At 44.4% G+C, this 23,158-nt stretch carries 35 protein-coding genes; 10 read left to right on the forward strand and 25 right to left on the reverse strand.

Features of this window, described 5'->3' with window-relative positions; all coding sequences use genetic code 11:
* Positions 1-40: 40 nt before the first annotated feature.
* The 4 genes from CHH60_RS08880 to CHH60_RS08895 all read right to left on the reverse strand — a co-directional run bounded on the left by CHH60_RS08880 (position 41) and on the right by CHH60_RS08895 (position 4,143).
* Positions 41-1,348: a site-specific DNA-methyltransferase gene (locus tag CHH60_RS08880; RefSeq protein ID WP_141236944.1), complete on the reverse strand. Its 1,308-nt coding sequence runs from the start codon at positions 1,346-1,348 to the stop codon at positions 41-43.
* Positions 1,349-1,410: 62 nt separating this feature from the next.
* On the reverse strand, positions 1,411-2,097 hold the full coding sequence (locus tag CHH60_RS08885) for a hypothetical protein (protein ID WP_095358903.1): 687 nt from the start codon (positions 2,095-2,097) through the stop codon (positions 1,411-1,413).
* Between the two features lie 232 nt (positions 2,098-2,329).
* The gene (locus CHH60_RS08890) at positions 2,330-3,079 is read right to left on the reverse strand and encodes a hypothetical protein (RefSeq protein ID WP_095358904.1); all 750 of its coding nucleotides are present in this window, start codon (positions 3,077-3,079) and stop codon (positions 2,330-2,332) included.
* A 452-nt stretch (positions 3,080-3,531) separates the two neighbouring features.
* Positions 3,532-4,143: a restriction endonuclease gene (locus CHH60_RS08895; protein WP_095358905.1), complete on the reverse strand. Its 612-nt coding sequence runs from the start codon at positions 4,141-4,143 to the stop codon at positions 3,532-3,534.
* A 362-nt stretch (positions 4,144-4,505) separates the two neighbouring features.
* On the opposite strand from CHH60_RS08895, the gene CHH60_RS08900 reads away from it, so the two are divergent.
* Complete coding sequence (locus CHH60_RS08900) at positions 4,506-5,069, forward strand: hypothetical protein (protein WP_095358906.1); 564 nt, start codon at positions 4,506-4,508, stop codon at positions 5,067-5,069.
* A gap of 253 nt (positions 5,070-5,322) precedes the next feature.
* Here the strand turns inward: CHH60_RS08900 and CHH60_RS08905 are convergent, their stop codons facing one another.
* From CHH60_RS08905 to CHH60_RS29750, 3 genes are all read right to left on the reverse strand, one after another.
* Positions 5,323-5,808: an ArpU family phage packaging/lysis transcriptional regulator gene (locus CHH60_RS08905; protein WP_095358907.1), complete on the reverse strand. Its 486-nt coding sequence runs from the start codon at positions 5,806-5,808 to the stop codon at positions 5,323-5,325.
* Positions 5,809-5,893: 85 nt separating this feature from the next.
* Positions 5,894-6,019: a hypothetical protein gene (locus CHH60_RS30210; protein WP_255247875.1), complete on the reverse strand. Its 126-nt coding sequence runs from the start codon at positions 6,017-6,019 to the stop codon at positions 5,894-5,896.
* Positions 6,020-6,021: 2 nt separating this feature from the next.
* On the reverse strand, positions 6,022-6,198 hold the full coding sequence (locus CHH60_RS29750) for a hypothetical protein (RefSeq protein ID WP_176476019.1): 177 nt from the start codon (positions 6,196-6,198) through the stop codon (positions 6,022-6,024).
* A 200-nt stretch (positions 6,199-6,398) separates the two neighbouring features.
* On the opposite strand from CHH60_RS29750, the gene CHH60_RS08910 reads away from it, so the two are divergent.
* Positions 6,399-6,830 (forward strand): hypothetical protein, encoded by a 432-nt coding sequence (locus CHH60_RS08910; RefSeq protein WP_095358908.1) that lies wholly within the window; start codon positions 6,399-6,401, stop codon positions 6,828-6,830.
* A gap of 59 nt (positions 6,831-6,889) precedes the next feature.
* Here CHH60_RS08910 and CHH60_RS08915 read toward each other — a convergent pair whose 3' ends face one another.
* The 10 genes from CHH60_RS08915 to CHH60_RS30215 form a co-directional block, all read right to left on the reverse strand.
* Positions 6,890-7,723 (reverse strand): hypothetical protein, encoded by an 834-nt coding sequence (locus tag CHH60_RS08915; RefSeq protein ID WP_095358909.1) that lies wholly within the window; start codon positions 7,721-7,723, stop codon positions 6,890-6,892.
* Positions 7,724-7,750: 27 nt separating this feature from the next.
* Positions 7,751-8,164: a RusA family crossover junction endodeoxyribonuclease gene (locus CHH60_RS08920; protein ID WP_095358910.1), complete on the reverse strand. Its 414-nt coding sequence runs from the start codon at positions 8,162-8,164 to the stop codon at positions 7,751-7,753.
* 138 nt (positions 8,165-8,302) lie between these two features.
* Positions 8,303-8,539: a hypothetical protein gene (locus tag CHH60_RS08925; RefSeq protein ID WP_095358911.1), complete on the reverse strand. Its 237-nt coding sequence runs from the start codon at positions 8,537-8,539 to the stop codon at positions 8,303-8,305.
* A gap of 14 nt (positions 8,540-8,553) precedes the next feature.
* Positions 8,554-9,933, reverse strand: coding sequence for a replicative DNA helicase (gene dnaB / locus CHH60_RS08930; protein ID WP_255247876.1), 1,380 nt, complete (start codon positions 9,931-9,933; stop codon positions 8,554-8,556).
* A 13-nt stretch (positions 9,934-9,946) separates the two neighbouring features.
* The gene (locus CHH60_RS08935) at positions 9,947-10,285 is read right to left on the reverse strand and encodes a hypothetical protein (RefSeq protein WP_095358912.1); all 339 of its coding nucleotides are present in this window, start codon (positions 10,283-10,285) and stop codon (positions 9,947-9,949) included.
* On the reverse strand, positions 10,272-11,225 hold the full coding sequence (locus CHH60_RS08940) for a hypothetical protein (RefSeq protein WP_095358913.1): 954 nt from the start codon (positions 11,223-11,225) through the stop codon (positions 10,272-10,274). Before CHH60_RS08940 ends, CHH60_RS08935 begins: the two co-directional genes overlap by 14 nt.
* A 5-nt stretch (positions 11,226-11,230) precedes the next feature.
* Entirely contained in the window at positions 11,231-11,425 is a 195-nt protein-coding gene (locus CHH60_RS08945; protein WP_095358914.1) for a hypothetical protein, read from the reverse strand.
* The gene (gene recT / locus CHH60_RS08950; protein ID WP_095358915.1) at positions 11,422-12,279 is read right to left on the reverse strand and encodes a recombination protein RecT; all 858 of its coding nucleotides are present in this window, start codon (positions 12,277-12,279) and stop codon (positions 11,422-11,424) included. The genes CHH60_RS08945 and recT overlap by 4 nt, the downstream gene beginning before the upstream one ends.
* A gap of 9 nt (positions 12,280-12,288) precedes the next feature.
* Positions 12,289-13,236, reverse strand: coding sequence for a YqaJ viral recombinase family nuclease (locus tag CHH60_RS08955; protein WP_095358916.1), 948 nt, complete (start codon positions 13,234-13,236; stop codon positions 12,289-12,291).
* A 13-nt stretch (positions 13,237-13,249) separates the two neighbouring features.
* Positions 13,250-13,372, reverse strand: coding sequence for a hypothetical protein (locus tag CHH60_RS30215; protein WP_255247877.1), 123 nt, complete (start codon positions 13,370-13,372; stop codon positions 13,250-13,252).
* A 184-nt stretch (positions 13,373-13,556) separates the two neighbouring features.
* On the opposite strand from CHH60_RS30215, the gene CHH60_RS08960 reads away from it, so the two are divergent.
* Positions 13,557-14,171 carry a hypothetical protein gene (locus CHH60_RS08960; RefSeq protein WP_095358917.1) on the forward strand — a complete coding sequence of 205 codons (615 nt, stop codon included), beginning with the start codon at positions 13,557-13,559 and terminating at the stop codon, positions 14,169-14,171.
* 5 nt (positions 14,172-14,176) lie between these two features.
* Here CHH60_RS08960 and CHH60_RS30220 read toward each other — a convergent pair whose 3' ends face one another.
* The 7 genes from CHH60_RS30220 to CHH60_RS08995 form a co-directional block, all read right to left on the reverse strand.
* A complete protein-coding gene (locus CHH60_RS30220) occupies positions 14,177-14,560 on the reverse strand; it encodes a hypothetical protein (RefSeq protein ID WP_255247878.1) in 384 nt (127 codons plus the stop codon).
* Between the two features lie 77 nt (positions 14,561-14,637).
* Positions 14,638-14,868 (reverse strand): hypothetical protein, encoded by a 231-nt coding sequence (locus CHH60_RS08970; RefSeq protein WP_095358918.1) that lies wholly within the window; start codon positions 14,866-14,868, stop codon positions 14,638-14,640.
* Positions 14,865-15,137 (reverse strand): hypothetical protein, encoded by a 273-nt coding sequence (locus tag CHH60_RS08975; RefSeq protein WP_095358919.1) that lies wholly within the window; start codon positions 15,135-15,137, stop codon positions 14,865-14,867. The genes CHH60_RS08970 and CHH60_RS08975 overlap by 4 nt, the downstream gene beginning before the upstream one ends.
* Before the next feature lie 10 nt (positions 15,138-15,147).
* Positions 15,148-15,663, reverse strand: a complete 516-nt coding sequence (locus CHH60_RS08980) for a hypothetical protein (RefSeq protein WP_062319444.1) — start codon at positions 15,661-15,663, stop codon at positions 15,148-15,150.
* A 92-nt stretch (positions 15,664-15,755) separates the two neighbouring features.
* Entirely contained in the window at positions 15,756-16,001 is a 246-nt protein-coding gene (locus CHH60_RS08985) for a hypothetical protein (protein ID WP_095358920.1), read from the reverse strand.
* Entirely contained in the window at positions 16,001-16,318 is a 318-nt protein-coding gene (locus CHH60_RS08990) for a hypothetical protein (RefSeq protein WP_095358921.1), read from the reverse strand. Before CHH60_RS08990 ends, CHH60_RS08985 begins: the two co-directional genes overlap by 1 nt.
* Before the next feature lie 34 nt (positions 16,319-16,352).
* The gene (locus CHH60_RS08995) at positions 16,353-16,598 is read right to left on the reverse strand and encodes a helix-turn-helix transcriptional regulator (RefSeq protein WP_095358922.1); all 246 of its coding nucleotides are present in this window, start codon (positions 16,596-16,598) and stop codon (positions 16,353-16,355) included.
* Positions 16,599-16,746: 148 nt separating this feature from the next.
* Between CHH60_RS08995 and CHH60_RS09000 the strand changes: the two genes are divergently transcribed.
* The 6 genes from CHH60_RS09000 to CHH60_RS09025 all read left to right on the forward strand — a co-directional run bounded on the left by CHH60_RS09000 (position 16,747) and on the right by CHH60_RS09025 (position 22,434).
* Positions 16,747-17,082 carry a helix-turn-helix domain-containing protein gene (locus tag CHH60_RS09000; protein WP_095358923.1) on the forward strand — a complete coding sequence of 112 codons (336 nt, stop codon included), beginning with the start codon at positions 16,747-16,749 and terminating at the stop codon, positions 17,080-17,082.
* 30 nt (positions 17,083-17,112) lie between these two features.
* Positions 17,113-17,808: a hypothetical protein gene (locus tag CHH60_RS09005; RefSeq protein ID WP_095358924.1), complete on the forward strand. Its 696-nt coding sequence runs from the start codon at positions 17,113-17,115 to the stop codon at positions 17,806-17,808.
* 78 nt (positions 17,809-17,886) lie between these two features.
* A complete protein-coding gene (locus tag CHH60_RS09010) occupies positions 17,887-18,507 on the forward strand; it encodes an ImmA/IrrE family metallo-endopeptidase (RefSeq protein ID WP_255247879.1) in 621 nt (206 codons plus the stop codon).
* Positions 18,508-18,521: 14 nt separating this feature from the next.
* A complete protein-coding gene (locus tag CHH60_RS09015; RefSeq protein WP_255247880.1) occupies positions 18,522-19,724 on the forward strand; it encodes a tyrosine-type recombinase/integrase in 1,203 nt (400 codons plus the stop codon).
* A gap of 155 nt (positions 19,725-19,879) precedes the next feature.
* Positions 19,880-21,220 (forward strand): multi antimicrobial extrusion protein MatE, encoded by a 1,341-nt coding sequence (locus CHH60_RS09020; RefSeq protein ID WP_095358925.1) that lies wholly within the window; start codon positions 19,880-19,882, stop codon positions 21,218-21,220.
* 35 nt (positions 21,221-21,255) lie between these two features.
* Positions 21,256-22,434 (forward strand): MFS transporter, encoded by a 1,179-nt coding sequence (locus CHH60_RS09025; protein WP_095358926.1) that lies wholly within the window; start codon positions 21,256-21,258, stop codon positions 22,432-22,434.
* 129 nt (positions 22,435-22,563) lie between these two features.
* On the opposite strand, the gene CHH60_RS09030 is transcribed toward CHH60_RS09025, so the two are convergent.
* Complete coding sequence (locus CHH60_RS09030; RefSeq protein WP_056700251.1) at positions 22,564-22,761, reverse strand: cold shock domain-containing protein; 198 nt, start codon at positions 22,759-22,761, stop codon at positions 22,564-22,566.
* 163 nt (positions 22,762-22,924) lie between these two features.
* Here CHH60_RS09030 and CHH60_RS09035 point away from each other — a divergent pair, with 163 nt between their 5' ends.
* Entirely contained in the window at positions 22,925-23,158 is a 234-nt protein-coding gene (locus CHH60_RS09035; protein ID WP_095288024.1) for a hypothetical protein, read from the forward strand.

The following is a 23,158-nucleotide window of genomic DNA, read 5'->3' on the forward strand; positions in this document are numbered from 1 at the left end:
GTTAGCTTAACAAGATTACTTTCAGCAATGACATAGTTTCTTATATAACTACATTTTCTCTTCGCTTAACCAAAGCAGGCTCAATGCCTGTCACTTCCTGGTACCGCTGTTTTATGACATCGCAGAACTTCGGATCGATCTCCATCGTTCTGCAAAGGCGGTCCATCTGATCACAAGTCATCAGCGTGGACCCGCTGCCTCCGAAGAGATCCACAACGATATTCCCAGGTCGGCTGCTGTTCTTAATTGGTATGGCCAATAGTTCCAGCGGCTTCTGCGTTGGATGAACGTACTTGCCAACATCCCCGCGGGATACTTCCCAAACCGTTGATGGTTCAGCTTCTTCAACGGGTAGACCTGCTCGCCAAACTGTGCTTTGCCGGCGATCCCCGTACCACGATGGGGCCTTCTTCTTCAAGTGGGCATAGAAAACAGGTTCATGCTGCCAACGATACTGCGACCAACCGAACGATGCCGCATTCTTAACCCATACACACTGACTCCGCACAACAATACCTGCAGCATTCATGGCATCTTCGAATTCTCTCTGATAGGACGAAGGATGGAAAACATAAATACCTGCTGCGGGATCCATCAAACTGGCATAACGTTCAAAAACGGCATGCAAAAAGCCCACAAATTCCTCTGCAGGCATATTGTCATTTTGTATGCTGCTGCGACCGTCGGCAGCCAAACGCGCCGAGTCACTCTCGATAGCAACGTTATAAGGTGGATCCGTCACAACCAATGCCGCCAGCTCTCCATCCATCAAACAGCCGACATCCTCTACACTGGTCGAATCTCCACACATCAATCTATGTGGACCAAGCTGCCAGATATCCCCCCGCTGCGTCTCAGGTACCTGGATATTATCCAATGCACCTTGAACATCGAAGTCATCCTCAACCACTGGATCCTCAATCTCTGTATCCGAAATCGTCCCAAACTCTGCGATTAGGTCCTCGAACTCCTCCTGGTCGAAGCCTGACAGTGTCAAATCTGCCCCGCTCTCCTGCAGCTCGTCCAACAACCTGCCCAACGCCTCATCATCCCAGCGTCCTGATACTTTATTCAACGCGATATTCAGGAGCCGTTCCTGTTGATCGTCGAGATCCACGACGGAAACCTGCAGCTCAGTGTGGCCCTGCTCATTAACCATGATCTTATAACGTTGATGGCCACCGACCATGTTTCCTGTACGTTCATTCCAGACGATCGGCTCCACATAACCGAATTCTTCGATGCTACGCTTCAGCTTTTCATACTCGGGATCGCCTGGCTGAAGGTCAACCCGTGGGTTATACGCTGCTGCATTAATCTGATCGATCGGCACGATTCTGATGTTCATGTCTTCGCACTCCTTTAAAAAGAGGTGACTCTTTTGAGAATCACCTCTGTTACGTTAAAAATTTAGTCAAGCCATCTTGTATATGTGTTATCTGGTATCCCGGGTTGCTTATCTTTATAGGCACGCATCATACACATACTTGCCTCACCAGCAAAATATGAAGTGTATTTACCAGCAGGATGTCGATATCCTTCTCGATGGAGCCAAGCATGATGTAGTGAGCCTGCAAGCGTTAATGTACCTACAGAGGTATTACTCAATGCCTTGGGATTTACAATAACCGATAGCGAGTTTGTTTCAGGATCAGAGGCATTTAGACCTTTTATTGTAAAGTTCTGCCCAGTAGGTTCCTGATATTTTATATAAGCCTTGGCTACTCTGTTAAATCCATTTGCTTGAATCTGAGTCGTAAAACCAGCCATCTGAACCTCTGCTGCGGCACGGCCGTTAGACAATCTGTCTTGGAACCATACAGGGGATAAATTAAAACGAGCATACTTATTAACGCAGTTTGCATAACTCGAAATCTCCCCTTCATTTATCTGCTCTTGATGCTCCAACCAAGCGAGAAGTACAATACCGATCATTTGTCTTAAACGCGTTACTTGGGTATCAGTAAATCGAGTGTCTACATAAAAAGTCATGCTTGCAGGCATAGGGTCTTCCGTTGGTGCAACAGGCACCGTAACACGTATAACCCTATACTCAGGATGTATAAAATCTGTTCCCTTATTAATTAGATCACCCATAACCTACCTCCACTTTCATGATAGGCCATTGTATGTTTAGTGTAGGATTTCGGGTTGGGCCGCCGGTCTATTTGTGTTGAGTTGGTTTCAACGTTTGGGTGACCATCTGATTCGTTCATACGCTCACTCAGTTGCTGTTCTCCGCTCGTCTATGGAATGATTCCTGTATTCGGTTAGGCAGGCTTAGCATGGCTCACATTCTGTTGTATGAGAGCAAAAGAGAAAAGCACCTTTAAGGCGCTAATTTCGAATGATCAATTTTGTTAGGATAAGTCCAGCCTACTTGTTTCATATCATATTCAAATAATACTGTTTTTAAATCATTGTTTATAGAATATAGAACTTCCTTTCTGTTTATATAATCTCTAAATATTTGTAACCTTTCACCTATAAGTGTTGAATAGTTGAAAATAACTTTTTCTAATATAATTTCTTTCCCCTGGTCTCCTCTTAAGGGTTGTAAGGGTATAAATATCTCTACGCCCTTCTCTATTACCCCGACGTTTACATTTAAAGTTTCTTCATCGTATACTCCGCTCCTACAAATAGAAGCATCTATAGAAATGCTACAGTTGAAAATTAATTCAGGAATACCAAAGTGAGCAATTTTTAAATAGCCTACTTTTATCCCACCGTATTGATCAATTTCAGCTTCTTTCAGAAGTAAATCATAACCTTCTGTTCTTATTACTCTGCTATTCTCATGAGTAGTAACACCTTTTAACATTAAAGTTGCGTTAAAATCCTGAATATCCACGTATGATCTGTTTTGTTCAATATTCTTTTCCTGATCAATCTCCCTTTGTTTTTTAAATTGATAAAGAGCAATCAACACCGCTCCAATCAAACCGAGGAAATTTGCCAAAAAGCCTAGCCAGTCACCTGTATCACCGTTAAGTCCCGGTGCTTTCCAACTAAGCAAACCATAATTAATGACTACTGGTATTAATAATATCAGAATGATTAATTTCAATAATTTCAAAGTAGACTTTATCCCCCTCGTATTATTATGAGGAATATTTTACCTCCCTAATACAAACTGGTCTACTGCAAAATTGTTTAACTCCATCCCATCTGCCCCATACACAACCTTTGCATTTCTCTGGCTGCTTGTTGGGTCGTGCTCGTTTCCTTTTACGTCTTCTGCTGCTAATCACTTCAATTCCTCCAATAAAAAAAGCCGATCCAGTGAAGGAACGACTTTAAATGTGATATGTATGTTGTTGGTGTTGCGTCCTAAAAGCACGCGCCCGAAACGGTCGCCGCAAAAACGCTGCGCTCTTTGCTTTAAAAGCATACGTACTTTGTAACTATAGAGAAAGAACAAGACCATTTTAACGAAGACACAAAATCAAGGTCAATTTTTGATTTGTCCTTCATCAGCGAAGAAACAAATACCATATATGTTTTACTCTTTATTGCTCATTAATTCGATTATGCACTCGTCTTTACACTTCCTGATTTCTTTGAAGCAGATAGTTTCTCTTTCATAACCAGAAGCATTTCTACCAGTTCATCCCGGCTAATAAGTCTGACTCCGTTTGACTTCGCAAGCTCATAAGCCTGTTGAGTAAAATTACTGTTGGTAATAACCCATGCACCAGATGCTTTATAGTGTGCCTTAGCCCCCTGAACTTCTTGAACAGCTTTCAACCCTACATTCTTTTTATAACGCTTGGCTTGAACCACAATCCGTTTCCCATCTTTGGACATAATCAGATCTGCTCCAAAGTCACCTGCTGCCTTTGTAACTTCAGCCTTGTAGCCCTGGGAGCGAAAAAGATGTCCAAGATAATGCTCAAACTGTACCCCATCCATTTTATCGATCTCAGCTATGCCAGACCGCTTCAGTCGCTCAGCACGTTTCTGTTGGATAACGACCATTATAACAATAACTCCAATGACACCCAGCAATCCGACAACCAATGATGCTTGCCATGATCTTGTTACCGAATAGGTTCCAATAATTCCTCCCAACATCGCCATACCAGCTAACCCTTGGAACAATTCTTCTTCCTGCTTCGCCTTACTCTTCCTTCTTGCCATCATTTCTTCCCCCAAGTATGTATATTGTCCTGAACACAATTCGACACTTGGGACTAATTTCCTGCCTTGTATAGAAAAAAGCGAGAAGAGGAACGCCCCAGTCATATGCCGCCTCGTGCGGCTGTGTGTTTCATTCTCGCTTAATTTCCACAATACAAATATATCACCTAAAAAGTCCAACGAAGTGCCATTCTTCATTCAAAAATAGATTATTAATCAGTCACTGATTTAATAGCGAATAGTTCCTTTATGTAAATTCTATGTAAATTTATATATGAATCTACCTAAATTTTGCAACCATAGATTTCTAATGCTATAATATTCCTGTAACAACCAAATTCTATGAAAAGAGGTATGAATCTATGAAAAAGGTTAAGCAACTGGGAATCGCATCATTATCTGCACTCTTGTTGTCCTCATTTACTCTACCCGCTTTTGCTAGCGCTCAAGTTGCGAATGGAAATTCTACTAATTCGGGAACACAAATCGAATTACCATCTGGCCCAATCAATCTAGACAAAAGAATTGAACTTGAACTTAGACAAGTAGATTACGATACTCTCTTTAGAACGGTTGGCGCTGAGCTTGGTATTACATCAACTTCAGGCGATGTTACTACACAAGGTTGGAAGACAAAACTAGCAAAAGAAGTAGCACAAGAATTGATCAAAAAACTCAAAAACGTTGGGTCACGTGCTTGGAATGAACAGATTAAAGTATACGTAGACAAATTGCCATTGACAGCTGGTGCAAAAACTACTCTTAAAACATATCTTAGTTACCAGGTACTCATGCAGGCATTGGATATTATGGTAGACTTCACAGGAACTGCAGAGGATGGCCTCTCTAACGCATTACAATCGGTTGGTATTCCGGCATGGTTAAGCGATCCAGCTGCTAGAGCTATTGTATTCTTCCTACTGTAAAACACCAATATTTAAGGGGGACTAAACGTGTACATACTTCCATTGATCATACTAATAATTACAGGTTTAGTATCCATAATTGATATTTTATTCGGCTTAAAAGAATCGGGCGAAGGTATCAGAATATTTGTCAACGTCTCGCAAGCTCTATTCTTCTTGTCGATACTATTCTTTGTAATAAAGATGCCTACCCGAAAGAAGTAAGCATCGAAAAAGGAGAGCTGGATAAACAGCTCTCCTTTTTTTCGATACGTTAACATACGAATTCTTGGCTTAGCTGAGTATCTTCCGCTACTTCCAATTTTAATGCAGCCGCTAAAATACTAATTGCCTCATTCTTTAATCTTCTGAATGTACTATCGCTAATTCCCATCTCTCCGCAGCTGATGTAATCAAACTCACCTTCATTATCGAGAAAGCTCCGCTGAATGACCTCTCGTTGAACTGATGATAGTCTCTCCATTGCCAAACTGAGGAGACGGTCTTTTTCCTTCAGTTCAGCTTCCTTGTCCACATTATAAATTGCGATTCGTTCGGTCTGTTTACTAATTGCATTTGTAGATTGGTGTTCTCTATATACATATGCCTGCGTGATCTGTGCCTCGCGACGGATGAAACCGATCTGCCGGTACTGCCGAACAGTTTCCAAATATTCCTCCACAGCGCGGCGAGTAGCTTTTTCGTCGATCGGCAGTATGTTAAACGTCAGTTGTAAGTTGTTTTTTCGTCTTTTCCCCATTATGATCCCCTCACCCGTGGTATAATTTGGTGAGGTATTTTCGATGTGTCCCCCGCCGTGCCGCCAAGCTTGCGGGGGATATTTGTTATTCCGGAATGACTTTACTGCAGAACAGATCCCACTCCGCTTCACAGTCTTCAGCACTCCATCCACTTACCAGTTCTTCCGGATAACCATATTCCAGAAGTAAAGCTCTATGATCTCGTTGCAAAACTACCACTCACCTCCGCGCCTGCTGTACTTCTGGCTGCCATTTAACTGCCTTGGTGCCGTTACGCTTTTTGGTCCCTTGCTTGGATGCTCAGGTGGATGCTCAGCCCCTATTGCCTTCAGGTGTTGCTCTATCCGTTCCTTGGTCCACGTTTCCGTCTTCACGCTTCTGTAATTCATCATTAGATCCTCCAATGCCTTCCTGCAGATCAGTTAGTAATGTATAAGCAACCGCATTGCGTTGATGATCGTTGCTTTTCTGTTTAATTCACTTTTAATTTTCAGAGACTTTTCTATTAATTCTAAAGAATTACCACATTGCGGAAGAATCTATCGAATTGCCACATAATATATACCAAAACTTATTGGGGGTATGTTTCATGGCGAGACTGCTAGATGCTCGAACCTCTCAAAATGCAAGCTATGGTAATACAATCTCAATCCCCTTACCAGCCAACACTCCTGTTGCTATCGGAGAGGTTGGCCTAGATGCAACTGACGCAGATGGAAACATACGCGTACAATTATCTGGTATAGCCGAGCTCGCGTTCCCTACGACCCCACCATTTGACTCCGTGATTGCATTTTCTATTGGACGAGGTACTGATTCGCTTGTTGCCTACGCCTTGTATTCGGTCAGTGTCTCAGAAGCAAACCCGAACGCTGTACAAGTCGTCACCATTAATGCATCTGATTTTGATGTCCCATTACCACCATCAAATGAATTGGTTTACACCTTATATCTTTTTTGCACAGCTGATGCCACTCGGATAGGTATGGAGAGTTTTAATGCTGTTGCATACTCGGATTAGTTCCGTCTAAACTAATCACCCCGGCCAACATTGCCGGGGGATTTTGTTATGCGGAGAGGTTACGCTACCCCGCTGCCTGCCATTGCTTCCTTAACACGTTCCTTATACTTGGTTAGCTTGCTGCTGAACTGGCCAGACGTTAGACCAACGCTATTCGCGATTTCGCGCCATGTAACACCTTGGTCCCGCTTCTGTTCAAAGAGATTAGGGAAATCAAGTGGCATATCAGGGAATGTAGGACGCTCTGTGATGATGTATTGTTCAAGAGCATCTTTGTCGATTTCACCCGAAGCCCCTTCTGGACCTCCTTCTGTTTCCTCAGAGGTAAAGTCCATTTCCTTCGGCTCTGATTGCCCTTGGCTGTCATCTTTCATCCATTCTGGAATATCATCACCGTATGGATCGTTCGGATCAGTAACGTAACCTTCAGAAGGCTGTTGTTCGGACGCTTCTGCGCCGTCTTCATCAGTTTTTTGGTCTTCACCTTCCGTTTGCTCCTGGGAAGCTCCTTCGGCTTGCTCAGCGCCCTTTTCGTCCTCCTCCTGCTGTTCTGGCTGCTTGTCTTCTCCGTTGAACAGTTCCGCTTGATTCTCATCCCGTTCTTCTTCGCCAGTTCCTTCAATTCGAGTTACTACTCCAGACGCATCTGTTGTTACGCGTCGTCCTCCATCCCATTTGCGATACATATCGTCCCGACCGTCCTCATCAAAATCAAACGCAGCCTGCGGATCTCCCAGAATAACGTGGATCTCTTTGTTCAGGCATCCAGTCAGGAACTGAAGGTTTTGCTGAGCCACTTTGTGAGGAATCGTTAATTTCAGTTCCACATCTTTATCACCGAATACAATTTTCTTGTCCGTAGTTGCCATAAATTTTGCGAAATCATTTGCCATGATTGTTCATCCCCTCAAATTTTATGATTATGAATAGTCCTTGATCTTCACTTCGATGCGTGGCCTGATGCTATATCTCTTTTGAGCAAACACCTCCACCACCTGGCTATCGTCCTTCCAGATAACGCCTTTGAGCGCGTCCTTTACGCCCTTCAGATAATTGTCCACGTCCGGCTTACTCACTGGGCGGATCTCACCGTTCTCAGCCAATGCTGCTTTCTTCTTGCTGAAGGACTTAGGTATTGAGCGATACACGGTAAGCACCATTCCAAGCGGCCCTTCCAACAATGTAGCGGGTGCATGTTTAGCTGCCGCTAGCCGTACATAGTCTTTGTAATCCTTGGACTTCTTTGGATCATAAAGCCGAACGAAACCTCCCTGCGTTGATGCTCTAGGTCGCCCCTGCGCAACTGGCTCTCCGTACACAGTGAAAGTGATCATGCGCGCCGCCGTCCTTTCATTCTTTCCTTCCTCCGTTGTCGTGCCGGCAACATGTCCCGTTTGATGACAAACACCTCGGCCAGCTTTCGCCCGTCATCGCCCCGGACAACGTAACTTAAATGCGTTTGGTGATGTGAATCAATTAGCTTTTGCATGAGGCGCCTCCAGCTCAGGCCATTTGCCTGCAATTGCACCAAACTCAGCAATCCCCTCCAGGAGCTCAGTTTGATCAATTCCCGCAAATTCGGTCTGCAGCTCGTCTTGATCGGGAACTTGTCCCGTCCGGACGAAGCGATGCTTCATGTATTCGTACACTGACCATCTGGTCCATGGACTTCCCATTGGGCACGGACTTGGTCTCGTTGAATTCCCCATATCGCCGTTCCTCCTTACGCATACTTCCGTTTCTCTATCTTTCGGGGCTGCTGCTGTGGTGGCGTTGGCCCAAATGAATCGTTATGAGTCCGTTCGTAATTCACAAACTTATTAAACTGCTTCAGGAACACCAGCTCCACGGTACCAACTGGGCCATTCCGCTGCTTTCCGATGATGATCTCGATGATGTTCTTCTTTTCGGATTCTTGGTTGTAGTAGTCGTCCCGGTACAAAAACGCTACGATATCCGCATCTTGCTCAATTGAACCCGACTCCCGTAAGTCGGACATCATCGGACGCTTGTCCTGGCGTTGTTCTACTGCTCGGCTGAGTTGAGAAAGGGCAACCACAGGAACATCTAATTCGCGGGCCAAATGCTTCAACGTCCGGCTGATCATGGACACTTCTTGTTGGCGGTTCTCGCCAGCCTTTCCACGTCCTCCAGCAACTTCAATCAGCTGCAGGTAATCAATCATGATCAGAGCTAAACCTTTTTCCTTTTTGAGTCTCCGGCACTTGGAACAAATGTCTTGAATGGTGATCCCTGCCGAGTCGTCCACATAAATATTCGTTTCAGCCAGTATGCCGACAGCTTTGGCCATATCGATCCAGTCCTTATCTTGCATGTCGCCCATCCGGATCGAACTGGCATCAATGTTTCCCTCGGAACTGACTAAACGCTGAGCAAACTGCCGGTCGGACATTTCTAAGCTAAAGAGTGCAACTGCTTCGTCTGTCTTCTTTGCCACGTTTTGTGTGATGTTCAGGGCAAACGCTGTTTTCCCAACAGAAGGTCTGGCTGCTACGATGATCAGATCACTACGCTGCAATCCGCCTGTGATGCTGTCCAAGTCTTTAAAACCAGTGTGCAACCCGTTGACGATACCGTTCTTGACGTTGTATGCCCGCGTCTCCACGTCATCCACAAACCTCATCAGCACATCCTTGATTGGCTTGAAATCATGCTTGGGTGCAGCACGATCAGCTATCTTGGCTTGCGCTTGTTGTGCGCTTGCCAGCAACTGTGGGACCTCTGTTCCGGAAGCAGCTTGTTGAACCTGCAGAAGGCTGGTCTGGATGAATTCTCTGCGGATCGCCATGTCTTGCAACTGCTCAAAGTAATAGCCGGCATTGGCTGTCGTCGGAACGCCTTGAGCCAGCTTGGCGAGATAACTGACCCCGCCTATGTCTTCCAGTTCACCTTTGTCTTTCAACCGTGAACTCAGTGTTACAAGGTCGACTGGCTGCTTAGCCTCGGCCAGCTCCGCAATCGCAATGTAGATTAGGCGATGAGCTTTGCCATAGAATGCATCGTCCGATAGTCCTTCTGCCTGCTGCATAACCTCATCGGGCTTTAAGAGCATCGCTCCCAGCGCTGATTGTTCGAACTCCATGCTGTGTGGGAGATCAATTCCCATTCCGAAGTTTTGCAAGTAAACCATCCTTCCACCCCGGTGGCGGCAGTGTCGCCTTTGCCCGGTTCGCTTCTCGTTGCTCCAGGTAAGTCCTAGTCGTTTCTAATTCCCGTTTCCGTGCTGCCTGATCTGCAGCAAATCCTCTGATCTCGGAGATCTTGGGATAAAAACTGCTAATTTTGATATGCCGCTCAACGTTTTGAACTGCCGTTTCAAATGGGAAATCCTCCAGCTCCTTCAGGTGCCGATCGATGTTCTCTTCACTGGTGATAAAATTCGGGTATTCATCGCTGATTAACATGAACAATCGAATCACTTCAGCCCTTTCCACGTGCCTCCTCCTCTCTCAGCATTTGTTGCAAACGATTCTTATTTTGCTGCTGCCGGTTTAATCCACGAGGACGAGCAGCTGATTGTGTTTGTGGGAAAGCAACGGTCTTGTTAGGTTGCTGCTGCATTGCCAGATGGTTTGCCCAGGCTTCCTCGATACCCTCGACGTAGTATAAAAAGCTCTTGGGGAGCTTGAAGCTGTCTCCCTCACGAATACGTTTTGCCTCAAGTAGGCTTGCCATAGTTCGGATGGTAAAAGGGTTAGGCGTACCTCCGGCGACCATCTTACCCATGGCTGAACGTTCGTTTGAAGAGACGTGAAATTCAAGCTTGTTGTGCATCTTGCAATAGGCATCTAGTAATCCGACCATTCCATCCTCTCCGGAAGGAACGGGATTCAAAATGTCATCCCACGATTCGTCATTAGTAGTTGTAGTAGTAGTAAGATCTTTAATATCTTTTAGATCGGACATATTTGTCTGATCACTATCCAAAATGGGTGGGTGATCGGACATTTCTGTCTGATCACTTTGCGACTGATCGGACAAATATGTCTTATCACTGCATTCGTGATCGGACACTTTTGTCTGTTCACTTTCGACTGATCGGACATTTTTGTCCGTTCTCTTTTTCGAATTTCGGACCTTCAATATCAATCCTCTGGGAGCGCGTGTCACATCAATGTACTGATGTGTTTCAAGTGCATCCATCCAGCGACTAACGGTTTTGTCATTGACTCCGAAGTATCCAGCAATCTCAGACAGCTTCATTGGCTTGCCACCCAGGACAATGCCCCAGACAGTTCCCTCCTTCTCCTGCTCCATTGTTGTGGAGCTGATGCACCAGAGGAAAAGCCAAATCGCGCTGCCTATTTTCTTGTAGTGGTCTGGCTCCAAGAGTCCGGAATACATCGGAAACGGGTAACTGCCTTGTTGAGGCATGTGAGTCATCCCCTGTCGTCCCTTAAGTAGATCGTTGGGTATTTAGCACGTACAACGGTAAATCCGGGATAAGCCCGTTCAAAGTAATCGCGAACCTCGCTCTTAAACTTTGTTGGATCCGAATCCATAAGCCTCCATATTCGATCACCGATCATACTGCGTAAGAACGGTTGACCGGTGATCGGTTCATGGTTACTCATTCAAATTCAACTTGCTTTGAATCAGTGTTCTCTCCCACACTTTCAGATGAGCTACTTTCATCTGGTTCGCCAGGCGTAATGTCGATGAATGAATCGTCAGAAGGTGTAATGTCCTTCCGGCTTGTTTCGTCCTGCGTCACAGCAGAAGCAATCTCTACACTGATCGGCAACCACTTCCAGCCAGCACGCACGACTGTCTTCTTGCACATTTCTGTGTAATCAGTCACCCATGGGCCATTGTTGGAAGCCTTAGAACGTTTCCGATGGGCTTCAATCTCGCTGATCGGCATGTAATGAATGAAATGACCACCGTCATTGAACTTGGCCACCATATAAGCTCCAATGATTTTCCCAGATTCAACTGGCTTGGAGTCCTTCCGCAAGAACCACGGCACGTGTTTCAGATTCTCTTCAAGACCGTATGTCAACTCTATGAAGTCATTTTCATAGACTTCGTGCGCAGAGATGGATTGAATGTTTCCTGACCGTCTGGCCAAATCTATCATGCCCTTGTAACCGATGATGAACGTTGCTTCTTTGCCGTATGGGATGATGTAACAATGACCGATCAGTCCAGGCTCCAGTCCCAATTGCGCGGACTGCATAACGGCTGCCATCAAAGAAGGTATTGAACATTCCAATAGTTTCGGATTAGTCCGGATCGTGGTAAGCGCGATTCGACTTAGCCGTTCGATGTTCATATGCTTTGGCATGGCTTCGGCTATCTGTGATTCCATCCTCTTCAGGTAAGCAGCGATTGTTTGTGATGGATTCGCAGCGGGAGTATTATTGCCCGCTGCCTTGCTCTGGATCTTACTCTCCAGTGATGTTCCGTTTCCTTGTGTCCGTGCCATAGGGCCTCCTTATTTCACCAAGAACCGTCTGGAAGACGTGGTGTTCGCGTATTTTTCGTACAGGTCCGGTTGATCTTTCTTCAACCGCTTGGTGTCTATTCTGGTGGATTCGCTCGACTTCCAGGTCAACAACGTTTCACCGTTGTGTATGGCCAGCTCATTCTCTCCCATAATCGACTTCAGCTCGTTCTCATACCTTTTGACTTGCTCTGCTGCAGCGGCAGCATCTTCTTTTGCCGCGAGTAGTTTGCGAACAAGTCCAGCTTGTTGATCATCTAAGATGACTTCGCTTGCCCGCGCGGATACTGGGTAAAGCTGATTCAGCAGATTTGCAGATGCTTCGCTGCCATCGATCATTGGCGGTATGCCAGGCACTACATGTCGGTTCCAAAACTCGTCCTCGATCTGTATGAGCGAATCAATAATCCGGTCATTTCGTTCGACCAACTTGTATTGGAACTTCTGGCCTCCAATAAGGACTGCAAAATACCCATAATCGACACCCAGAACAGCCATATAATGCTGCAATTGAATAGCATATTCATCAGGTACCTGCTCATCCTCCCACTCACTCATCTTGTAGGCACTGGCTGTCTTACATTCCAGAATCCCGAGTCCGCGTCCACCCTTATCCAAGATCAGCCGGTCCACGTTACCCAGCATGAACTTGTGATTCGGATGCTGATAAAGCTTGTTACTGCGTTGAACCCGTAATCCGGTCTGAACGGTGAATTCCCTGGCTACAACATCTTCAAGCACGTTGCCCCAATACGCTGCCTCTCCAGCCTCATCTGGCTCAATCTGTCCAGTTTTGTCCAGAAACACCCCAACGGGTGATTTATATCGATTTAGGCCAGCGACTGCAGATGCATCCGAACCGCCGATACCTTTACGGCGGATCTTCAGCCATTCATCACGGGCCATGTTCTTTGTACTAGCCGCAATATTCATTGTCATGTTCGTTCCTCCCTCAGATAAAATCGTGAATGCTCATGCCCCGATCAGCGAGTTCATCGCTAATTCTGGGATAATCAGAACCGTAGTCCTCAAGACTTTCACGTTCATCCGAATGAGATTCATCAAACTCAGACATGTGCATCCTCCTTGTTCAGAACAGCCACCCATGATAAGATGACCGTGTACTTATATTTAATTTTCAATGTTAGATGGCCGCCTGCACGCGGCCATTTTTCTTTTTTGTACTCAATGCTTGTCCTCCGAACTTCTGCTAAAATGGAGTTGTCACACAGTATCTTAGTAGAGAGGAAGCAATGCCTATGGACAAAATCCCAATCAGTTTTACACAATTCATGGAGTTCACTACAAAGCAATCTGGTCCGGCTAAAGTTTCAACTGTTCGTAGAGTCAAATACAGTGAGTATTCTCCCGCAACTGATTACTGGAGAGATTTAAGGCTTGCAATAAGAGAAGTTCATGAAAAAAACTATTCAATAGATTACTTAGATCACATAGTTCAGAAAGCCAATGATAAGAAAAAAGCTAATTATGCTGACACCGTTGAACAGTATAAGAAGTTCGTTAAAAACAAACATATTGAATGGTTTCAACCAGGAGATGCTCATTGGAGCTTCAATGATTTATTCATTCGCTCCACTCCTGAGCTCGGTCTATTCATAGACGGAAAACCTCATTTGCTAAAGTTGTATTTTAAAGAGCGAAGCGAAAAATTAGATAAGCGAAAAGCAGCTTCCCCGTTAACTCTCATGACAACTTCTGAACGAGCACATAATGATCAACAAGCATCGATATCATTGCTGAATGTTATGAAGTGTAGGGTGTTTGAATCGACGCCTAATGATGTAACCAGCGACCGTCTTCTTTCATTACAGGGTGAAGCAGCTCATTTCATTCAAATTTGGAATAGTCTTTAAACTTGTTACATTTCAGCCAATTCACCTTGAATTTGAGCGCAGGTACAACAGATGAAGCGACCATTTTCGAGTTCCAGTTCAGCAGCTTCTTCACATAAGCAACAACTTTGTTGGGCCGTCGTTCCAGTGGCGGCTTTCAACTCCTCCACATCCACATCTTCCGAATCATGAACCACAATCTGTCGGTAATCGACGATCACCGGAGCGTTCTCAACGCTAGTGATTAGATGGCTATTTTCATCCAAAACATAATATTCCGAATGAATATGATCCTCGTATTCCTCGCCGACCTGTTTGATCTCGATGACCTCGCGGCCATCAATCTCAGTACCCACTTCAAAAACACGAGTAGGGTTGCTTACTACAGTTAACCGATGAATGATTTGCACACATTGTCCTCCCTTCATATGTACTGCGGTTTCCCGCGACGCCTCACGGCGTTTCGTCCACTACCGCAGTGGACTCATCAGGCGGTAATTTGCTCTATTGCTTTGACTGCTTGGGCCTTGTAAACAAGCGGCAGCTCTTGTAGACTCTCAGCTGCATTCTGCCAACGAAGGAACACGGAAGTTCGCTCGATGCAATAAGCATCTAAGTCGGCCACCACTACTGCAGCAGGTATCTGGCTGTTTGCTCGTAGAGCCAAGGTGGAAGCTACATAATTATCGATGATCATTTTTGCCGTTTGTTCGCTCATACCGATTCCCCCTTGCGTTTTGAATGGGGAGACGATAAAATGTGTAACACAAGAGACTTCAACCAAGTTCTCAACGTAAGTGTCCGCCCTGCCAGGCGGGCATTTTTCATTTCTGCTTCCGCGAACCGAATCATTCGGTTTAGATATTCTTCTGCGTTCGTCATCTTTCCAGGTAACATTCTTTCAGGCTGTTTCTTGATTAGCTTCAGGTTATGCTTTGAATTTCTGCCAGCCTGCAATACCTCTTTTGCCAACTGTTCACGAGACATCCAATCAACCTCACTTCATATATTTTTTTGCCTTCAGATCGGCTCGATGTTCTTTCCAGGTAGCAAACCAGCTGAAGGAATACTCCTTGCACAGCACTGCAGCGAAATGCGTTAGTGCAGTGATCGCTTCGACCGTTTCCATCAGCAGCCGTTTCATGATCAATCGATCTGATTCAGTGAGCTGGTCGCCCGTCTTGTTTATAGGTGCCTCGGATGATAAAGCCAGGACTTCCTTTACTTCTTCCACCGTCTTGAACAAAACTGATGCTCTATGTAAATCCACGTTGTCCAGCCAGGGAGCAAAAGCACCGCCTGTGACTTCCCCCGCTGCTGCGATGTAAAGTTGGCCGTCATCGTAATGTTCGACTGCACCACGCATCAGCTCTTTTGAAGGCTTTCTAGTGCCTTTAATCACTTTTCCAATCTGTGAGCCATCCATGTGAACTGCTTCTCCTGCTTTTGCCAGAGTATCGCCAGTACGTTTGAGAACTTCGCCCAACGCACTGGGAAAATGTCCAATTGTCATACTTGTTATGTCTCCTTTGTCCGATTTAGTTAGATGAATCTGGACAGAGGGCTGATGTAATATTGTGTTGTAAGGTCTTCCCCCAATCCCCTTCATCGTCCGCCGGCAGCCGGTACAGCTACGGCGGTTTTTCTTATATGCTCAAGGTGAGCGTGGGTTGTTTCCTTTAAGGTGTTTAATTCGTCAAACGTAATGTCTTCCGGGTTGTCCGTATGCCGACCGTTATATAACGTTTGCTGGAGCGCTTCATCCGGTTCTATGCCTTTTAATAAGACTCGTATAGCTGCTCCTGCGGCGCATGCTGCAGGTGAGGTTTTCTTGTACCAATGTAGCGACATTAGGCCACGCCTCCTCGCTGCTCCCAATATCCTTTGGCATTGGCTTTCACCCACTCTGTGTGATCGTCGATCCAAGCCATGAGTGAATGAAACGGTACTCTCGGATGACCAAACTCTCTGATCACTGGGAAGTCTTCTCTGTTAAGAAGTTCAGCTGCTTTTGTGGCGCCGATTTTTAGAAACTCCATTAGCTGCTTCTTATCCATCAAGGTTGGATGCGTCTGGGAAGAAGCAAACGGTGATTGCTCAATTGCCTTTTGTACAGCCGACATAATCATCTGTTCCAGTTCACTCGGATTGACTTCAATCTTGAACATAGCTGTGAGTCTCCTTTCTTATTGAGCAACTAACTTAAGCACCTGCTCTTTTTGTAGAGTTTTTGTCCGAAACTTCGCGTAACGCGTAGCGACTAGCTAAAAAAATTTCCTCTTTTTCTTTTTTATAAAGTTGGGCTATTTGTTCAGCACGTTTCGAACTAACTTGTCGTAAACCATTTTCTATTTGTGATAAATATCCAGCTGAAATACCTAGCTTTTTAGCAGCATCTTCAAGGCTCATTTTGGTATCTAGACGAGCCATCTTTACGGAACTTTTCATAAAATGCCTCCTTTCAAAACTTTGCATAACGTGAAGTTAAATTTATATTACATCGCATTTCGCAAAGTGTCAACGCGTATTGCAAAGTTTTATATAATTTATTTTCATTACGCAAAGTGCAAAGTATAATGAATGTGGGTGATGCGCTATGTTCAACGGAAAAAGACTGCGTAATTTACGCAAAGAGAAAGGTCTGACAATGAAGGACCTTGGAAAAACATTTAGTTTGGCAGAATCAACTATTTCAGGATATGAAAATGAAACACGTAAACCGGATCTTGAAACAGTGGACAAGTTTGCTGATTTCTTCGAGGTATCGGCTGACTATCTAATGGGTCGTTCCGTTTCAAAAGCCCCCTCTGGTGGGAGTGCATACATGGATGGCGGTAAAGGTTGGACGGATGAAGAAAAAGAAGTAGCGAATGCAGCAATTCAAGCTTGGAGAGAAATGAAGAAAAAGCAACAGGAGCAGCAAGATAAATAGAATTATTGTAGATCGTTACGAGGTGAGATTTTGCAGGAACTATTCACAATTTTATTCTTAGTTGGTTTTATTGCATTTTTCATATTTTTTATTCTTACAGTTTTAGCAGTTAGAAAGAAGAACGGAAAAGCAAAACTACGTTCTATTCTCACAGGGGTATTTCTTGTGATGTGTTGCGTTGGCCTTTATGGTATTCCAATACCGGTTGAGAGTCCTACCAACGCCGGAAATGAACAATCTACTGTTATTGATCAGCAAGAAAACCAACCGCCCCTCTTCAATATGACAACAGATGAGTTCAAGACTGCATTCAATACAATCGTGGGTAAATACAGATTGAATGATCTTGGTATAACCAAACTCGATATAACAGAGTCACAAGAGACTGATACCAGTACTTTCAATTATAATTTTACTGATGAATTAAGTATGGTTGGTGTTCTAAGTCCAGATAAAAAGATACAAGAAATGATTCTCATCGGAACTGGTGGCTTCGGCGAGAAGACTGGTGCAACACTGATGACAGCGATGGCCACACTTATCATGACAAGCAATAGCGAATACACATATAACGATGCTCAAGATGTTATAAAAGATATGGGTTTACTTAATAGTGATATAGACCTTAATGACTTTGATGGAGCGACTGTTAGGAACGGTTATAAATATCGATATAAGATACAGGACAACAATATCTCTACTTTTGGTATCACAGCTGCTAAGTAAGTCTCTCAAGCCCTTCTGGGCTTTTCTTTCACACTACAGACCGAACATATGTACTGATTTATAAGGGGAAATGGCATTATGATTCCATATTATGAACCAACAGATACAGAACTGTTGATATGTGATTTATACCAAGTGTTAGAAATCAATCATCCACATGAACTGGATATTGATCAAATAGCCTCCCTGTGGGGAGCGGATATCATTTATTACAATGGGAAGCCAAAATCTCACTGGGAAGGTTGGGGAAGTGTTATTTTCCTGAACAAAGATGCGCCGGTTATACAGCAACGAGCTGATTTTTTCCATGAGCTCGCACACATTGTTCGGCACGAAGGGCACCAGGATGATATGCCAGAGCTCTTTGTAGATCTCCAAGAGGTCCAAGCAGCCAACTTCAGATTGATCGCCTCTATGCCCTATTATCTTCTTCCTACGCCGTTAGAGATGACTTGGGGTGAATATATCGGAATTCTTGCAGAAGAGTTCAGAGTGCCCCTTGAGCTCGCTGCAGACCGTGCTGAACAAATTGCCTCCAGGTTACACGAAGAATATCACACCTACCGTGAAGATGTTGAGATGATGAAAAGTAAAATTCAGATGGCCGTCTCTCTATTTCGTTCATCACAACCCAAGCAACCTTCAAACGAGTCAAGACGTCTCCTTCGGCAATTAAGAAGTCAGACTGGTGAATTTTAAGGAGTTGAAGTTCCGTGGCATCTTACACCAAAATTAAAGCAAATAATAAACAGGGCTATAAGTGGATTTGTACTTTGGAAGGTCCTCCGGATCCAATGACGGGGAAAAGAAAGCAAATACCTCGAAGAGGTGATACTCAGAAGGAAGCATTAGCGCGGGCACAAGAGTCTCTTAAAGAGTATATTAAGAGCCAACAAGGTCTAACGGTTCAAAACAAAATCACCTTTGAAGAAGCAGCCTATGAATGGTTAAGAGCTTACTCAAAAACCAAGGTTAAGAAGAAAACTATAGAAACTAGGCAAATCTCAATCAATGTACTACTCCACTACTATGCTAAAACACTAATTAATAAATTGACATATAAGAACCATGAAGACCTAGTTAATAATATGCATGATAGAGGGTACTCGATAAGCACAATCAAAGGAGCTCATTCTGTTGCAAACATGATAATGAAATATGCACTTAAAAATAAGTGGGTAACTGAGAATCCTTTCAAAGAAGTTCAACTTCCAGCAAAGTTGTTGACTGTAGAGGAAATTGAAAACGACCCAATTGAAGAGAAATTTTTAGAAAAAGATGAATTAGCTGAGTTTTTGTTGACAGCAAAAGAGCATGGTTTATACTTGGACAATGAAATCTTCCATCTGTTAGCCTTTTCTGGATTAAGATCGGGCGAACTATGTGCTCTAAAAGATAGTGACTTTTTCTTTGATACTAATGAGATACGAGTCACCAAAACTCTCTACTACCCAAAAAACAATATGCGCTTAGCTACTTTGACTCCTCCTAAAACTACAGGTTCAGTTCGGAGGTTTGATGTTATTGAAAGCGTGATGGTTGCATTACAGAATCATATTAATCGTTTGGTAGAGATTCGAGAGTTCAATAAAAAAAGCACAACAGATTATCATAATAATACTTTTGTCTTTGCACATTCAAACGGGTATCCGATCTTACCTGCTAATATAATTACTCGCATGCATAGATTATTAAAGAAAACATCAATTAAGAAAAAGGCCACTCCTCATATTTTTCGTCATACACATGTATCAATGCTTGCTGAGGCAGAGGTCGACCTGAAAACGATTATGGACAGAGTCGGACACGAAGATGCAAAAACGACTCTGAAAATATATACGCACGTCACTAAAAAAATGAAAAAGAACGCTACTGAAAAAATAAAGATGCATTATGCAGACATAGTTCAGATTTAATTAATTTGCAGGATTCGTGATTTTTTTCGTGATTTTTTATTCAGCTAATAGTAATACAAAGTCAATAAATGCTTATTATATAAGGTTTTTCACAGATCGTTATCATTTTTATGAAATATACTAAGCATATTTCATCCATCAAAGGAGTCGTTGACATGATGTCAAGTGAGCCTCTCTCGTGGAGACGGTTATTTGCTTTTTTTGTACCGCTCGGCATATCCGCCTCTTTGGTTACCATTTCTCACGTAATTATTAATAGTACACTCGCCAGATCCGCCCATCCGGAGACGGTCATCGCCAGCTACGCCATTGCAGGCAGCCTGCTGACCCTTACGGAACGCCCCTCCACTCTGCTGCGGCAAACCTGTTCCGCGCTGGTTCGGGACCGCCTGTCCTTTCAAGCCCTCACTTTCGTCACCAAAATATTTCTTGCCTGCGTACTTCTGATCGGATTCTTGATCGTATACTCTCCCATTGGTACAGTGGTTTTTAAATATCTGTTCGGCGTGAGTCCCGATTTATTAACCAAAGTAATTGATGTCTACGAAATCCTGATGTACGTCAGTATCTTCTCGGTCATTCGCAATATCTATCAAGGCATTATCATTACGAATAATCGGACCAAATGGCTGACGATAGGCATGTTATTCCGTCTTGGAGGCATGTATGGCCTATCTTTGTATTTCATCTATACAGACAGTATTAACAGTGGTCGTGTAGGCGCTATCATTTTTGCGGTAGGCATGATGATTGAAGCGCTCGTCAGTTTTCTTGAGGGAAACAGCATCAAGCGTAACATGCCAGCCAAGCTGGAGGATCATCCTGTCGAAAACAAAGGAGACGTTTTCCGCTTCTACAAACCGCTGCTGTTATCCAGTTTTGTCGCCTTGTTCATCGGACCTGTCATTAATATCGTCCTTGGCAAAACAACCGGTATTGCGCTGGCTATCTCTTCTTTTGCCGTAGCCAGCAGTTTGATGCAGCTCATGTTAAGCTTCTTCACCTACATCCATCAAATTGTGCTTAATTTCTATGAGATGGATGCCAAACTGGTGAAAAAATTCGCACTGGTGACCGGATTTATTCCTTTTGCCATGACAGCTGCCATAGCCTATACGCCTTTAGGTCCATGGGTACTGGAAAATGTAATGAGTGTTCAAGGAAACCTGCTGCAGCAAAGTTTGTGGACGCTGCGGGCCTTCGTGCTATTTCCGCTGATTTCGCCTTTTCTTGATTTCAGCAATGGACTAATCCTGCTGCGGGGACAGACCAAAACGATGTTCCGCTCCCAGTCAGCCAATGCAATCTGTACCGTGATCGTACTGCTCATTCTGGTTAGTATCTTCCCGGCTTGGAACGGCATGATTGGTGCGGTCGCCCAGTCCCTCGGTCTGCTGGCAGAACTGATCATTGTATGGCTTGTTATCCGGCGCACGCAGAAGGAGCCTACCATGTCTGCCCCACCGTCCCGCAAGTCATCTTCACTTAAAGGCTAAATACTGAAATGTAATGAAGAATGGAGTCTCTCAACATGAAATTAAGTCACAACGCCCGCCCGGATCAAAACTGGCTGCGGGCACTTATGTTTACAATCTTCGGTTCGACCGTGCTGGTGGTATCCTATCTCCAGCTCTACTTCAGTCATCTGGGATTCAGCCGGGCCGAGATTGGCTACTTGTACGGTATCGGTCCACTTGTCTCCGTATTCTCCAACATGTTCTGGAGTATGGCCAGTGACCGCTACAAAACCGTTCGCAAAGTCATGATCATTCTGCTCGGCGGACAATTAATTACAGGTGTCATGCTCGCCAATGCGACGTCCTTTGGCCAAGTATTTATCCTGGTGACGTTATTTTACTTTTTCTACTATCCGGTCTACCCGCTTGCCGATACGATGGCGATTACCACCGCAAGCAAATACGGTCGAAATTTCACGTCCATTCGAGTTTTCGGCTCCATTGGCTATGCATTTTTTGCATTAAGCATTGGTTATTTTCTTGGTTCTTTTGGACCCGGGTGGACGATGTGGGTGTGCGTTACACTTGCGGCCATTACCCTTCTGATCGGTTTCCGGTTGCAGGATCAAAATGAACCCTCTGGAAGCAGCAGTAAAATGGAACTCTCCGGGCTCTGGGCAATCCTGAAACGCAGAGATGTGTTGAGCTTTTTCGGGTGTGTCTTCCTGCTCGCATTAGGGCATCGGATGAATGAAGCTTTTCTCACCATCACGCTGAAGGATCTCGGTGCCAGTGAAGGCCTGATCGGCTGGTCGCTGCTCATCTCTTCCGTGAGTGAGATTCCTATATTCCTGCTGCTCAGCAAGTATGGCAATCGGTATAAGGAGCTTCCGTTACTCACCTTTGCTGCACTAATGTATACCCTTCGTTTATTGCTGATGTCTGTATCGGATACACCAGCGGCTGTTGTTGCCATTCAAACCATGCATAGCGTCACCTTTGGCATTTTCTACGTAACCGCCGTTCGCTATATTACCCGCCTTGTACCAGATGCGTATCGTGCGACAGGTATGGCCCTGTTCACCATCGTATGGTCAAGTGCCTCAGGTCTGCTCAGCGGAACCTTTGGCGGGTTAATATTGGATCATGCAGGCAGACAGGTCTTCTACCTTACAGCCATGGCCTTCTCACTCGCTGCACTTCTTGGCTTCATCCTGAAGCTGTTATCCAGCATGACCAAACGTGCACAATGAGCGCACCTCGCTCTCTTTTATAAAAAATGAACACAAAAAAGCACAGTCTCCGTAGGGGGACTGTGCTTGGGTTCTTTATATTCAGCTAAAAGCCAATCATTTATAAGAAATCCGTTGAACGGAAAAATCTTACAATTTAGTTACGTTAGCTGCTTGAGGACCACGGTTTCCATCAGTGATTTCGAATTCTACCGCTTGACCTTCTTCCAATGTTTTAAAGCCGTCGCCTTGGATTGCGGAGAAATGTACGAATACGTCCTCGCCGCCTTCAACTGAAATAAAGCCATAGCCTTTTTCTGCGTTAAACCATTTAACTGTACCTTTCAAATGAACAACCTCCTAAAAATATCGCCATCTATGGCGAATACCCTCATTATACTGTATGACTTTCCACTTTGCAATTTATCTTTTCAATAAATGCGGAAAAAATTTGCTTTGAAACGTAGGGTACGGTATCATTTTACCAAAACCGTAAGTTTGGAGACTATCTATGATTAAAAAACATGAAATATACAAAAGAGACAAGTGGAATATGATGACGGTAGAAGTACAAGGCAAATACCTCGTACTCCGTGAAATTTCAGAGGAATGGGGCGAAGAATGCCATACGTTCCTCAGCCGCCCTGCCTTGATGCACTGGGCTGAGCGCCGTTTTCCAAAAGCCGATTTCGAGAACCGCGAGGATGAATGGCGTCAGCTGATGGCTGCTTTCAAAGAGGTGTAA

This window comes from Paenibacillus sp. 7523-1, assembly GCF_002276415.1.
In the GTDB taxonomy this organism is placed as follows: domain Bacteria; phylum Bacillota; class Bacilli; order Paenibacillales; family Paenibacillaceae; genus Paenibacillus; species Paenibacillus illinoisensis_A.